The sequence below is a fragment of the Kitasatospora sp. NA04385 genome (assembly GCF_013364235.1).
Taxonomy (GTDB): domain Bacteria; phylum Actinomycetota; class Actinomycetes; order Streptomycetales; family Streptomycetaceae; genus Kitasatospora.
The window spans coordinates 4,890,219-4,903,623 of the sequence record NZ_CP054919.1 but is presented as its reverse complement, the minus strand read 5'-3'; the positions used below and the strand labels follow the sequence as shown (position 1 = coordinate 4,903,623).

The following is a 13,405-nucleotide window of genomic DNA, read 5'->3' as shown; positions in this document are numbered from 1 at the left end:
CACCCCTCCTAGTTGTTCATCGCCATGGCCGGACGCGCCGCCGGAGCGGGCTCGTCCTCGGTGCGCGCCGACCCGTCCGGATCGTCCCGCCCGTCCGAAGCCCGCCCGAGGATGCCGTGCAGGGCCGTGCGCAGCGCGTCCTCGGCCGCGGCGCAGTCCTCGCTGCGCCAGCCGATGAACGCGTCCGGACGCACCAACAGGCAGCCGTCCTCCGGCAGTTCGGTGACGTCGGCCCAGTCCCCGTAGAGGTCCTGCAGCTCGTGGCCGGGGCCGATGACGTGCGCGGCGACCTCGATGCCCAGCTCCGCCGAGAGGAGCTCGGCGGCCCGGAGCCAGCCCTGCCCGTTCAGCCCCGTCAGCAGGGTGAACCTCCCCTTGCCCACCACGTCCAGGCTGGAGACCTGCGCGCCGCGCCGGTCGAGCCAGACGTGCGGCAGGCGGGCGCCGGGCCGGCTGGACGCCTGGTAGTACAGCTCGGGGTCGCGCTCCCACTCGGGGTGCCCGGCGCCGTCCGGGCGGACGGCGTGCGACGCGTAGCGCTGGTTGAGCTCGACGCCCTGGGTCGCGAACTCGTACGACTTGAGCTCGATGGCCTCGCGCAGCATCTTCCGCTTCTCGGCGCCCGCCGCGGAAGCCTCTTTCAGGACGGACATGTTGAGGCGCATCTGGTCCGCGTCCAGCTTCGCGTCCAGCCCGAGGGCGGAGAATATGCCCCCGAACTGCTCGATGCTCTTGTTCGCGCGCTCGACTATCTGCTTGCCGATCGGAGCGCGCTCCTGGTCGTAGGTGTCCAGCAGCCGTTCCGACGCCTGTCCCTTCAGGACCATCGCCATTTTCCACGCCAGGTTGTAGGCGTCCTGAATCGAGGTGTTCGAACCCAGGCCGTTGGACGGCGGGTGACGGTGCACCGCGTCGCCCATACAGTAAACCCGGCCGTTGGAGTACTTGGTGGCGTATTTCTGGTTCACGGTCCAGGTGGAGACGGAGCGGATGGTGATGTCCACCGAATCGTCGCCGATCAGTTGGCGGGCGATGCCGACCGCGTCGATCTCGGAGACGTCGGGCTCGCCCGCGCTCATGTCGTAGCCCCACACGATCTGCCACTCGTTCCACGGCCGGACCATGCGCAGCAGGCCCATGCCGATGCCGCCGACGTTGGCGCCCGGCTGCATGATCCACCAGAGGTAGCCGGGGCGGTGCGCCACGAGGTGCGAGAGGTCCGCGTGCAGGATGATGCTGATGCTGCCGGCCAGGCCCATGTGGCCCTCCATCGGCAGGCCGAGCTGCTCCGCCACCAGGCTGTTGCCGCCGTCCGCGCCGATCAGGTACTTGGCCCGGATCTCGTAGCGCTCGCGCTTCAGCCGGTCCAGCACCTGCGCGGTGACGCCGTCCTCGTCCTGCCGGAACCCCAGCAGCTGGGTGTCGAACCGGACGTGGCTGCCGCGCGCGGCGGCGTTGGACAGCAGGATCGGCTCCAGCAGGGTCTGCGGCAGGTCGCAGTGCTCGGCCGGGCTGGCCAGCGCGTAGTCGCTCTGCCGCCGCGCCCGGTTGGCGCCGTAGGGCAGCCGCCCCAGCTCCTCGCCCACCAGGCTGGTGCAGAAGACGACGTTGCCCATGACCTCCTTGGGCGAGGCCTTGGCGAGGATCTCGTCCGCCACGTCCAGGTCCCGGAAGACCTCCATGGTGCGCTGGTTCTTGTAGTGCGCGCGGGGGGTGTCGGCGAGCCAGCGGTGCTTCGTGATCACGAGGTTGTCGATGCCGTACGTGCTCAGCATCAGCCCCGCGGACGATCCGGCCGGGCCGCTCCCGACGATCAGGACATCAGTGTCGTACACGTGGAGTGCCTCCTGGATTCGGGTAGGTCGACGTTCATCGCGTCGTAGCTGAAGACCCAGGCCGGGTCTTCGGTGTCCTTGAGCCACGAGTTCGCGGCGGACACGGCCTGGATCCGGGTGGTGCGCTGCTTGCGGCTCTCGGCGTAGCGCCAGAACGCGTCCTCGACGTCGTCCTCGGCCTCCAGGCAGCGCAGCAGCAGCACGCCGTCCTCGATGGCCATGGCCGCGCCCTGCGCCATGTGCGGCCGCATGGGGTGGCAGGCGTCGCCGAGCAGCGCGACCCGGCCCCGGCCCCACTGCTGCAGCGGCGGGCGTTCGAAGAGCGGCCACTTGGTCAGCGAGCGGGCCGCTTCGAGCAGGGTGCGGACCTCGTCGCAGGAGCCGGCGAAGGCGTCCAGCATCTCGTCCCGGTCGGCCTCGACCCAGGACCGCGGGTGCGGCCACGCGTCGGCCGCCGTGCCGGCGACGAAGTAGTAGTCGCCGCTGCGGGAGTCGGTCGGGTAGCCGATGACGAAGCTCTCCCCGGCCCACCACTTGGTGATGCACCGCCGGTCGACGGGGACCGGGGTGCCCGCGGGCACGGTCGCCCGGTACGCGATCTGGCCGGAGAAGCCGGGGCGTTCGGCGCCGTGCATCCCCTCCCGGACCCGCGACCCGAGGCCGTCCGCGCCGATGACGCAGTCGGCCTCGGCGGTGCTCCCGTCGGCGAAGTCCAGCCGCACCCGGGCGCCCCGGTCGTCGAACGAGACCAGCCGCTTGCCGTACCGCACGGTGCCCGGCCGCAGGGCGCCGAGCAGTTCCCGGTGGAGCACGCCGCGGCCGACGGTGAGGTAGGGGGCTCCGTACCGCGCCCGCACCCCGGCGCCGAGCGGCAGCGCGCACCTGACGGAGTTCGACGCCAAGTCCCGGCTGGTGAACGACTCGGGCAGGTAGCCGGCCCCGACCAGGGCGTCGGCGACCCCCACCCGGTCCAGGACGCGCATCACGTTGGGCGTCAGGTGGATGCCCGCGCCGGCGGGCTCGAACGCGCCCGCCTGCTCGAACACCGTCACGCGGTGGCCGGCCCGCTGCAGCAGCGCGGCCGTCGCGGCTCCGCCCAATCCGCCGCCGACGACGGCGATCGAGGTCTTCCGGTCGATTCCCACGGGCTACTCCTGCGCCTCGATCTCGTCGTGGAACAGGTTCAGCAGCCGCGCGCGGCCGTCGCTCGGCAGCCACGCGGGCCGGTCCTCCACGACGTCCTTGACGAAGTCCCAGAAGTCCGCGCTCTGGTTGATGCCGTAGTCGCGGGCCATCGTGACGAGCCGGATCCGGGACAGGAAGTCCGGCTCCGTGATGTCCTGCTCGTTGGCCACGACCTTCCCCGCGTTCATGAAGTACGGGAGGATGGAGCTCTCCGGCGTGTCCGGCGACCAGACCAGCCACATCTCCTGGTTGGTGGTCGTCGTGTTGACGAAGCCGTGGGTGTAGTGGCGCGGGACGTAGAGCAGTTCCTTCGGGCGCATCGGCAGCATGGCGACCGTCTCCCGGTCGGCTCCGTCGCCCGGCGTGACGTCCAGGTCGGGGAACTCGTTGGGCCCCATGAAGATGCTGAACCCGCCGTTCGGCGCGTAGAACCACTCGTCGGTGCGGTGGTGGATGTGCGGCGGCGGGCCGACGTGCGGCGGCACGGTCAGCTTGGAGAACAGGAATTTCCCGCCGTTGCTCTCACCGGTCTGCACGAATTTGAAGACCTCGCCCGCCGGGCCGAGTACCAGTGGCTTCTCCGGGCCGGGTTCGATGTCCGGGAAGTCGAATACTTCATATTCGGTGCTCATGGAACTGCCTTCCTCCTCGGGAAACCGACAGCATCGCCGCCGACGTGACGTCGCGCAGTGCGCTCATTCCCTGCCGCGCGAGCGGCGCCAGGGGCCACGCCTTGTAGGTGTCATTGAATATCTCCAGCGAGATCGGGCCGTCGTAGCCGTTGGCCAGCACCGGCGCCAGGAAACCGGTCACGTCGAAATCCCCCCGGCCCGGCAGGCAGCGGTGGTGCCGGCTCCAGGACATGACGTCCAGATTCATCCGGGGGGCGTCCGACACCTGGATCAGCGCGATGCGGTCGGGCGGCACCTCGGAGAGGTCGTCGAAGCGGTCGTTCAGCGCCAGGGTGTGGAAGCTGTCCAGCACCAGGCCCACGTTCTCGGCGCCGGAGCGCTCGATCAGCCGCCAGGCCTGGCGGAAGGTGTTGACCCGCAGCCCCCAGGACAGCGCCTCGTAGCCGATCGAGAACCCCCTGGCCGCGGCCCGCTCGCCGAGGAGTGCCAGGTCACCGGCGACTTCGTCGTCGTCGAGGTCCGACACGTCGGTGACGTTGCTGCACAGGATCAGGGTGCTCGTCCGCAACTGCTCCATGCGGTCGAAGACCCGCTCGACCCGGTCCAGCTTGGCCGCCAGCTGGTTCCTGGGGCCGCCTTCGAAGTCCCTGAGCGGCTGGTAGTTGACGATCTCCAGGCCGAGGTCGTCCGCCATGGCCCGGGCGACGGGCGCGGAGAACCCCTGCAGGTCCCACTCCATCAATTCGATACCCGAGAAGCCGGCGGCGGCGATTGCTTCCAATTTGTCCGGCAGCGAGCCACCCAGGGTGACCGTACCCATATGGTAATCCACTTCGCCTACCTCCCGATAGTGGAACGGCACGTCACAGTGCAGGTCGACGGCTTTTCCGAAGTTTTCACCGCGGAGTGGAAAGCCGTCTCGGAACCGGAATAGACCGGCGCCGGGAATGCAGTGAACGTGTTCCCGGCGCCCGGGTCAAGCAGGCCGGAGCGGCCCGAATCCACCGGTGGTGTTCCGGCGAGCGTTCCGGGCGGCCTTCGGCAGATCGGTAGTCACGCGCCTGGCATTTTTGACGCCGGCCCTCATGACCCTCTCCTGCTTCCTCGGTCGACCCATACGATGTCAACCCGGAGCGGTCGGCAGGGGGAACTGCACCCAAGGATGCACCGGGTCGGAACGACGACCGGTACGCCGCGGGGACGCCGGTCGGACGGGTGCGCGGACGGGGTGCATCCTTGGGTGCAGTCTCACCCTCCCGGAGGACCCGTTCCTCGTAGGCTGAACGCCGTGACATTGACCTCCGGCAGGATTCCCCTGCCCGAATCGCGGTCCCGTGTTCCGCTCCGGGCCCCGCTCCGGCGCGGCCTGCGTTACGCGGGTCTGAGCCTGGGCGAGGCCCGGCCCGTGGTCCAGATCGTGTTCCTCCTGCGGTTCGCGGTGGGCGCGGCCTTCGTCTCCCAGGGGCAGGCGGACGGACCGCACCTGGCCGCCGGGGTCCTCGTCTGGTGGCTGGCCGTGGTGGCCGCCTACCTCGTCAACGGCGTGCTGGACGTCAAGGAGGACCGCGCCAACGGGTCCGCCCGGCCGATCGCCCGGGGCGACCTGCCGGAGCGGACGGCGGCGCTGCTCACCGCGGCCGTCGCCGCGGGGTCCCTGCTGCTGTCGCTGTACGTCCCCGGCCTCACCCCGTGGGTGGCGCTGTTCCTGCTGCTGGGCTGGCTGTACTCGGCGCCGCCGTTCCCGGCGAAGCGCTGGAGCAGCACCTGCGCGGTGGTGGTGTTCGGCCTCGGCTGGACCTCGTTCGCGGCGGGCGCCGCCACCACGGGCGGCACGCTGAGCCCGGCCGGACTGGTCTTCGCCACCGTGATGAGCGCCTGGATGGCGCTGGTGGGAGCGGTCGTCAAGGACCTCGGCGACGCCGAGGGGGACGCGGTCGGCGGGCGCCGCACGGTGGCCGTGCGGCACGGGGCCGGCCGGGCCCGCGCGGTCGCGGCGGCCGGAGCGCTGCTGGTCGGGGCCGGCGGGGTGCTGGCGGCGCTGGTCTGGGCCCCGCTGACGCTGGCCGGGGCCGTCCCGCTGGCGGTCGGCGCCGGCTGCCTGGTGGTGCAGATCGTCCGGACGGCCGGGGACACCGGCGGGGACCGGGAGACCCGTCGCAGCGCCTACCGCGTGTTCATGCGCACCCAGTTCGCGGCGAACGCCGCCATGCTGCTCGCGCTCCTGCTGCCCGGTCTGGTGTGACGGCCGCCGCCCGGGCGGCGGCCCGCGGGTCAGTGCCGCCCGAAGGCCTTGTTGACGGCGTCGATGCGGGAGACCGCGCCCAACTTGCCGTAGATGTTGTTGAGGTGGCGCTTCACGGTCGCCGTGGTGATGCCGAGCTGGCGGGCTATCTGACTGTTGGTCATCGCCTTCGCCACCCCGTCCAGCACCTCCTTCTCGCGCCGGGAGAGCGCCACGCCCGCCCCGGCGTGCAGGGGCGCCGCCTCGGAGACGCCCGCCGGGACGACGGCGTCGTCCGCCTCCGCCAGCGGGTCGGGGGCCCGGACGACGGCCCCGCCGTAGCCGACGGCGCCCGCGTAGAGCCGGCTTCCGGCGCTGGCCCGGAACGCGGTGCTGATCAGCAGCAGCGCGGGGGCCCGTCGCGCGGGGGCCTCGTGCTGCACCGCGGCGTTGATGGTCGGCTGCATGGCGCTCCACAGGATCTCCACCGCGCGCACCGACTCGGCGACCGCGATCCCCTGGTTGGCGCGGTCGGTGCCGACCAGGTGCGAGTACCGCCAGGCCTCGGCCGATTCGAGCGGCCCCTCCCCGGTCAGGCGGGCGACGCAGTCCTCCACGATCGCCTGCGCCTGCTCCCGGCACTTCGGCCACGCCTCCTTGCGCATGGCCAGGGGACTGCGGACCGTTCTCAGTGCCGTCCGGTAGGCGTGGATGACGTCCGGTATCGCGCCACGCAGAAACTGCGCCGCAGCTGGGTAACGCAAATTCCCTCCCTGCTGCAGCCCTCTTGAACGCGTCGGATGACCCGGTCAGCGGCCGTAGCTCAGTGTGACATGCTCAATCCGCACACGATAGCGAACACCCCTGCCGGGGCCCCCGGCGCCCCGGGCGCCCCGCGGCACCGCGCCGACCGGCGCGGTGCCGTGCCGACCGCTAGACGTTGAAGCGGAACTCCACCACGTCGCCGTCCTGCATGACGTAGTCCTTGCCCTCGATGCGGGCCTTGCCCTTGGAGCGGGCCTCGGCGAGGGAGCCGGCGGCGACGAGGTCGTCGAAGGAGGTGACCTCGGCCTTGATGAAGCCCTTCTGGAAGTCGGTGTGGATGACACCGGCGGCCTCGGGGGCGGTGGCGCCCTGCCGGATGGTCCAGGCGCGGGTCTCCTTGGGGCCGGCGGTGAGGTAGGTCTGCAGGCCGAGGGTGGCGAAGCCGACCCGGGCGAGGGTGGCGAGGCCGGGCTCGTCCTGGCCCATCGACTGGAGGAGTTCGAGCGCCTCGTCGTCGTCGAGCTCGATCAGCTCGGACTCGATCTTGGCGTTGAGGAAGATGGCCTCGGCGGGGGCGACCAGGGCGCGCTGGGCGTCCTTGAAGTCCTCGTCGGAGAGCGCGTCCTCGTCGACGTTGAAGACGTAGAGGAACGGCTTCGAGGTCATCAGGTGCAGGTCGCGGACGGCGGTGGTGTCGAAGCCGGCCTCGAACAGGGTCTTGCCGGTCTCCAGGATTGCCTGGGCGGCCTCGGCGGCGGCGAGCACCGGCGCGGTGTCCTTCTTGAGCCGGGCCTCCTTCTGCAGCCGGGGCAGCGCCTTCTCGATGGTCTGCAGGTCGGCGAGGATCAGCTCGGTGTGGATGGTCTCGATGTCGTCCTTGGGCGAGACCTTGCCGTCGACGTGGACCACGTCGGGGTCGGTGAAGGCCCGGACGACCTGGCAGATCGCGTTGGCCTCGCGGATGTTGGCGAGGAACTTGTTGCCCAGGCCCTCGCCCTCGCTGGCGCCGCGGACGATGCCGGCGATGTCGACGAAGTCGACGGTCGCCGGGAGGACGCGCTGCGAGCCGAAGATCTCGGCGAGCTTGCCCAGCCGCGGGTCGGGGACACCGACGACGCCGACGTTCGGCTCGATGGTGGCGAACGGGTAGTTGGCCGCCAGCACGTCGTTCTTGGTCAGGGCGTTGAACAGGGTCGACTTGCCGACGTTCGGCAGGCCGACGATTCCGATCGTGAGCGACATGGAGAGTGGTGTCCCGGGGCTTGGAGGGCGTCGAGGTGGCCCGGTGCGGGCCGATCCCCCAGTCTACGGGGCGCACGGGGAGGGCCGGGCAGCGCGGGTGGGGCGCGCACCGGCCGGACACGGACAATTGCCGGGGTGGCATTACACACGGTGTCGATGATCGGACCGTACGTTGGTCGGGTGGAGCAGAGCACCCGTACCCAGCCGCCAGGGCCGAGAAGGCGACCGCCCGGGCGCGGCGCCGGCGAGGCCGCCGTTCCGGGGCAGAGTGGCCCCCCCGAGTCCCGGCTGCGGTCGGCGTCCGGCACCCGGACCACCGGCCCGCAGGCGGTGAAGCGCGCGGCGCAGCGGCTGCTGGCGGCGCGTCGGCGGCGCGGCGGGAGCGGGCGTCCGGCCCGGCTGACGGCGGTGGGCACCGGGGTCGCGGCGGTGGCGGGGACGCTGGTGTCCGCCGGGGTGGACCGGCTGCTGTTCGGCGGACTCGGGGTGCTGTTCGGGCTCGGCTATCTGGTGGTGTGCTTCCAGCTGGCCGTGCGGGTGCGGTACTCGGACCTGCCGGCGGCGCCGATCTGCGGGCCGATCGCCTTCGCGGCGGCGCTGGTGGTGCTCCAGCCGGGCCCGGCGCAGGGCGTCACCGGCGAGGTGGTGGCGCTGGCCGGCGGGCTGGCGCTGCGGGCGGGCTGGCTGTTCGCCGGCACCGCCCTGGCCGCCGCGATCGTCACCGCGCGTCACCTGGCCCAGCGCCGCCGACGCCGGGCCCGCTAGGGCCGGTCCGGTCCCGGCGGGTCCGCGTCGGGCGGCCGGGTCAGTCGCCGACCGGGGGCTGGGCGGCGGGCACGGTGGGCCGGCGGGCGGCCGCCATCGCCGCGCCGACGATGCCCGCGTCGTTGCGCAGCCCGGCCGGGACGATCTCGGCGCGGCGGTCCTTGAGCAGCGGCAGGAACTTCTCGTGCTTGCGGCTGACGCCGCCGCCGATGATGACCAGCTGCGGGGAGAACAGCATCTCGACCAGGTCGAGGTACTCGTCGACCCGCTCGGCCCACTGCGGCCAGCTGAGGTCGTGGCGCTCCTTCGCGGCGGAGGAGGCCCGCCGTTCGGCGTCCTTGCCGCGCAGTTCGAGGTGGCCGAGTTCGGTGTTGGGGACGAGCACGCCGTCGGAGAACAGGGCGCTGCCGATGCCGGTGCCGAGGGTGAGCAGCAGGACGACGCCGGCCCGGCCGCGTCCGGCGCCGTGGGTGACCTCGGCGATGCCGGCCGCGTCGGCGTCGTTGACGACGGTGGCGGGCAGGCCGAGCGCGTCGCTGAACCGGGCCTCGGCGTCCAGGCCGATCCAGCCCTTGTCGACGTTGGCCGCGGTCCTGGTGTGCCCGTCGACGACCACGCCCGGGAAGGTCAGTCCGACCGGTCCGCGGTGGTCGAAGTGCCGGACGACCTCGCAGACCGCGCCGATCACCTCGTCCGGGCCGGAGGGGTGCGGGGTGAGCACCTTGTGCCGCTCCTGGGCGAGCACGCCCTTGTCCAGGTCGACCGGTGCGCCCTTGATGCCCGAGCCGCCGATGTCCACGCCGAAGACCGTCGTCACTGCCGTCGCCTCCCGTACCCCCGGGGGCGTCCGCTGCCCGCCGGTCCTCGCACCAACGTACGGGGGGACGGGGGCGGGCGCAGCCCGTTCGGACGGACGGCGCCCGGCCCCGGCGGGCGGGACCGGGCGGGACCGGGCGGCGGGCGGGGCGGGTCAGAGCTTGCCGGCGGCCTCGGCGCGCAGGTCGCGGCGGAGCTCCTTGGGGAGCGAGAAGGTGAGGTGCTCCTCGGCGGTCCTGACGATCTGGACGTCCTGGAAGCCGTGCGCGGCGAGGAGTTCGAGCACGCCCTCGACCAGGATCTCCGGCACGGAGGCGCCGCTGGTCAGGCCGACCGTGGTGACGCCCTCCAGCCAGGCCGGGTCGATCTCCTCGGCGAAGTCGACCAGGTGGGCGGCCTTGGCGCCGTACTCGAGGCCGACCTCGACCAGCCGGACCGAGTTGGAGGAGTTCTTGGAGCCGACCACGATCAGCAGGTCGGCCTCGGGGGCGAGCTGCTTGACGGCGACCTGGCGGTTCTGGGTGGCGTAGCAGATGTCGTCGCTGGGCGGGGAGACCAGCAGCGGGAAGCGCTGCTTGAGGGCGCCGACGGTCTCCATGGTCTCGTCCACCGAGAGGGTGGTCTGGGAGAGCCAGACCAGCTTGGACTCGTCGCGGACCTCGATGGTGGCGACGTCCTCGGCGCCGTCCACCAGGTGGATCCGCTCGGGGGCCTCGCCCATGGTGCCGACGACCTCCTCGTGGCCCTCGTGGCCGATCAGCAGGATGTCGTAGTCCTCGTCGGCGAACCGGCGGGCCTCCTTGTGCACCTTGGTGACCAGCGGGCAGGTCGCGTCGATGGTGGCGAGCCGGCCGGCCTCGGCCTCGTCGTGCACGGACGGGGCGACGCCGTGCGCGGAGAAGACCACGATCGAGCCCTCGGGCACCTCCTCCGTCTCGTCGACGAAGATCGCGCCCTGCTTCTCCAGGGTCTGCACGACGTACTTGTTGTGGACGATCTGCTTGCGGACGTAGATCGGCGCCCCGTACTGCTCCAGGGCCTTCTCCACGGCGATCACGGCGCGGTCGACGCCCGCGCAGTAACCCCGGGGGGCGGCGAGCAGGACACGGCGCTGGGCGGTGGTCGACATGGCTCCATCGTACGGGCGAGTCCCGCGGGCCCTCGCGCGCGTCGCCGCGGCCGGGGCGGGTGCGGCCGGGCCCGATCGGGTGGAATGGCCAGGGTGAGCACACAGGTACGGACGGCTGAGCTGCGGCGCACCCTCGGGGTGCGGGATCTGATGGTGTACGGGCTGCTGTTCATCGCCCCGATGGCGCCGGTGGGCGTGTTCGGCGTGCTGGACGCGAAGAGCCACGGCGCGGTGGCGGCGGTGTACCTGGTGGCGACGGTGGCGATGGGGTTCACCGCGCTGTCGTACGCCGAGATGGTGCGGGCGGTGCCGCGGGCCGGGTCGGTGTTCGCGTACGCGCGGGCCGGGCTGGGCGAGGGGCCGGGGTTCGTCGCCGGGTGGATGGCGATGCTCGACTACCTGCTGATCCCGGCGGTGGCGTACCTGTTCTCCGGGATCGCGCTGAACTCGCTGGTGCCGGACGTGTCGCGCTGGGTGTGGACGGTGCTGGCGGTGCTGGTCACCACCGCGCTGAACCTGGTCGGGGTGCGGACGGCGGCGGTGGTGGGGTTCGCGGTGCTGGCGATGGAGGTGGTGGTGCTGGCGGTGTTCGTGGTGGCGGCGGTGGTGGTGCTGGCCCGGGACGGCGCGGCCCGGGACTGGGGCTCCCCGTTCGGGGGCGTCGGCGCCTTCTCGTTGACGGCGGTGCTGTCGGCGGTGTCGGTGGCGGTGCTCTCCTACCTCGGCTTCGACGCGATCGCCTCGTTCGTCGAGGAGGCGGTCGGCGCGTCGGCGGCGGTGGCCCGGGCGGTGCTGTGGTGCCTGGCGCTGGCCGGGCTGCTGTTCGTGGTGCAGACCTACCTGGCGGCGGTGCTGGAGCCGACGACGCCGCAGCAGCTGGCGGCCGACCCGCAGGCGCAGGGCTCGGCGTTCTACGACACCGTGGAGTCCGCCGTCGGGCACTGGCTGCACGTGCTGATCGCGGCGTCCAAGGCGATCGGGGCGGCGTTCGCGGCGCTGGCCGGGCAGGCGGCGGCCGGGCGGCTGGTCTTCGCGATGGGCCGGGAGGGGCGGCTGCCGCGGGCGCTGGGCGTGGTCGACGGGCGGACGGCGGTGCCCCGGCGGGCGCTGCTGACCGCGGCGGTGATCACGCTGGTGGCGGCGGTCTGGGCGGCCCGCCGGGACGACGGCCTCGACCAGCTGACCTCGGTGGTCAACGTCGGCGCGCTGACCGCGTTCGTCCTGCTGCACGCCTCGGTGGTGGGCTGGTACGTGGTGCGCGGCGGCTCGCGGGACTGGCTGCGGCACGCGGTGGTGCCGCTGCTGGGCGTCGCGGTGCTGGTGGCGGTGGTGGTGGAGGCCGCGCACACCGCGCAGGTCGTCGGCGCGGTGTGGCTGGCGGTGGGGCTGGTGGTGCTGTTCGCGCAGCGCGGGCGGGGTGTCGCCGAGGGCGGCTAGCCTCGGGGGATGGCCAATGCGAGCAGTCCGGAAGCGCCCCTGCCGGTGGGGAAGGTCTCGGCGTTGATCGGCGGGTGGGTCGACCGGCTGGGCGAGGTGTGGGTGGAGGGGCAGATCGCGCAGCTGAACCGGCGGCCGGGGGCGGGGATGGTGTTCCTGACGCTGCGCGACCCGGACCGGGACGTCTCGTTGACGGTGACCTGCTTCCGGCAGGTGTTCGAGCAGGTCGCGGACGCCGTCCAGGAGGGCGCCCGGGTGATCGTCCGGGCGAAGCCGGAGTGGTACGCGGCGCGCGGCGCGCTCTCGCTGCGGGCCTCCGAGCTGCGGCTGGTCGGGCTGGGCGAACTGCTGGCCCGGCTGGAGCAGTTGAAGCGGCGGCTGTTCGCCGAGGGCCTGTTCGAGGACGCCCGGAAGAAGCGGCTGCCGTTCCTGCCGGGCTGCGTGGGCCTGGTGACCGGCCGGGGCTCGGCGGCCGAGCGGGACGTGCTGGAGAACGCCCGGCGGCGCTGGCCCGCGGTGCGCTTCGAGGTGCGCAACGTGCCGGTGCAGGGCCCGCAGGCGGTGGGCCGGGTGTGCGCGGCGGTGCGGGAGCTGGACGCGCTGCCGGAGGTCGAGGTGATCGTGGTGGCCCGCGGCGGCGGCAGCGTGGAGGACCTGCTGCCGTTCTCCGACGAGGAGTTGGTGCGGACGGTGGCGGCGGCCCGGACGCCGGTGGTGAGCGCGATCGGGCACGAGCCGGACCAGCCGCTGCTGGACTTCGTCGCGGACTTCCGGGCGTCCACGCCGACCGACGCGGCCAAGCGGGTCGTGCCGGACGTGGGCGAGGAGCTGGCCCGGGTGCGGCAGGCGCGGGACCAGGCGCGGCGGGCCGTGCTGCACCGGGTGGAGCGGGAGTCGGCGGGGCTGGCCGCGGTGCGCAGCCGGCCGGCGCTGGCGGCGCCGGCCGAGGCGGTGACGGCCCGCGGCGCGGAGGTGGCGGCGCTGGTGGAGCGGGCCCGGCGGGTGGTCGGCCACCGGCTGGACCACGCGCAGACCGACCTGGGGCACGCGCTGGCCCGGGTGGTGGCGCTGTCGCCGCTGGCCACCCTGGAGCGCGGCTACGCGGTGCTGCAGAAGGCGGACGGCACGGTGCTGACCGACCCGGCGCAGGCCGCGGACGGGGAGGCGCTGCGGGCCCGGGTGGCGGGCGGGTCGTTCGGGGTGCGGGCGGACCTCGGCGAGGGCTGACCGTCCGTCGGCGGTCCGGCACCGGCTCGCGGAATTGCCCGCGAGCCCCCCTCCGCGCGGGAATTCACGGGAATGCCCGCCGCTTTCCCGTGAACTGCTTGCACCGGGTCGGAGCCGGTCATAGTGTGACGGGCCTTCCCTTTTCCGGCAA

12 protein-coding genes are annotated in these 13,405 nt (G+C 72.8%); 4 read left to right on the top strand and 8 right to left on the bottom strand.

Annotated features, from left to right (window positions below; all coding sequences use genetic code 11):
- Positions 1–8 precede the first annotated feature (8 nt).
- From HUT16_RS21995 to HUT16_RS21980, 4 genes are read right to left on the bottom strand one after another with little or no spacing between them, the layout of a single operon-like run.
- A complete protein-coding gene (locus HUT16_RS21995) occupies positions 9–1,835 on the bottom strand; it encodes an FAD-dependent monooxygenase (RefSeq protein ID WP_176189831.1) in 1,827 nt (608 codons plus the stop codon).
- Positions 1,814–2,980 carry an FAD-dependent monooxygenase gene (locus HUT16_RS21990; protein ID WP_217712092.1) on the bottom strand — a complete coding sequence of 389 codons (1,167 nt, stop codon included), beginning with the start codon at positions 2,978–2,980 and terminating at the stop codon, positions 1,814–1,816. The genes HUT16_RS21995 and HUT16_RS21990 overlap by 22 nt, the downstream gene beginning before the upstream one ends.
- Positions 2,981–2,983: 3 nt before the next feature.
- Positions 2,984–3,652: a cupin domain-containing protein gene (locus HUT16_RS21985; protein WP_176189830.1), complete on the bottom strand. Its 669-nt coding sequence runs from the start codon at positions 3,650–3,652 to the stop codon at positions 2,984–2,986.
- Positions 3,636–4,472 (bottom strand): sugar phosphate isomerase/epimerase, encoded by an 837-nt coding sequence (locus tag HUT16_RS21980; protein WP_176189829.1) that lies wholly within the window; start codon positions 4,470–4,472, stop codon positions 3,636–3,638. The genes HUT16_RS21985 and HUT16_RS21980 overlap by 17 nt, the downstream gene beginning before the upstream one ends.
- A 585-nt stretch (positions 4,473–5,057) precedes the next feature.
- Here HUT16_RS21980 and HUT16_RS21975 point away from each other — a divergent pair.
- Positions 5,058–5,894: a UbiA family prenyltransferase gene (locus HUT16_RS21975; protein ID WP_176189828.1), complete on the top strand. Its 837-nt coding sequence runs from the start codon at positions 5,058–5,060 to the stop codon at positions 5,892–5,894.
- 29 nt (positions 5,895–5,923) lie between these two features.
- Here HUT16_RS21975 and HUT16_RS21970 read toward each other — a convergent pair whose 3' ends face one another.
- Both HUT16_RS21970 and ychF read right to left on the bottom strand, forming a co-directional pair.
- Positions 5,924–6,538 carry a helix-turn-helix transcriptional regulator gene (locus HUT16_RS21970; RefSeq protein ID WP_176189827.1) on the bottom strand — a complete coding sequence of 205 codons (615 nt, stop codon included), beginning with the start codon at positions 6,536–6,538 and terminating at the stop codon, positions 5,924–5,926.
- A gap of 268 nt (positions 6,539–6,806) precedes the next feature.
- Positions 6,807–7,880, bottom strand: a complete 1,074-nt coding sequence (gene ychF, locus HUT16_RS21965) for a redox-regulated ATPase YchF (protein WP_176189826.1) — start codon at positions 7,878–7,880, stop codon at positions 6,807–6,809.
- A 330-nt stretch (positions 7,881–8,210) separates the two neighbouring features.
- Here ychF and HUT16_RS21960 point away from each other — a divergent pair, with 330 nt between their 5' ends.
- Positions 8,211–8,645, top strand: coding sequence for a DUF6542 domain-containing protein (locus tag HUT16_RS21960; protein WP_176189825.1), 435 nt, complete (start codon positions 8,211–8,213; stop codon positions 8,643–8,645).
- 40 nt (positions 8,646–8,685) lie between these two features.
- On the opposite strand, the gene ppgK is transcribed toward HUT16_RS21960, so the two are convergent.
- Positions 8,686–9,462: a polyphosphate--glucose phosphotransferase gene (gene ppgK / locus HUT16_RS21955; protein ID WP_176189824.1), complete on the bottom strand. Its 777-nt coding sequence runs from the start codon at positions 9,460–9,462 to the stop codon at positions 8,686–8,688.
- 153 nt (positions 9,463–9,615) lie between these two features.
- On the bottom strand, positions 9,616–10,590 hold the full coding sequence (locus HUT16_RS21950; protein WP_176189823.1) for a 4-hydroxy-3-methylbut-2-enyl diphosphate reductase: 975 nt from the start codon (positions 10,588–10,590) through the stop codon (positions 9,616–9,618).
- A gap of 84 nt (positions 10,591–10,674) precedes the next feature.
- Between HUT16_RS21950 and HUT16_RS21945 the strand changes: the two genes are divergently transcribed.
- Entirely contained in the window at positions 10,675–12,027 is a 1,353-nt protein-coding gene (locus tag HUT16_RS21945; protein WP_176189822.1) for an APC family permease, read from the top strand.
- Between the two features lie 9 nt (positions 12,028–12,036).
- Entirely contained in the window at positions 12,037–13,254 is a 1,218-nt protein-coding gene (gene xseA / locus HUT16_RS21940) for an exodeoxyribonuclease VII large subunit (RefSeq protein WP_176189821.1), read from the top strand.
- Positions 13,255–13,405: the final 151 nt, after the last annotated feature.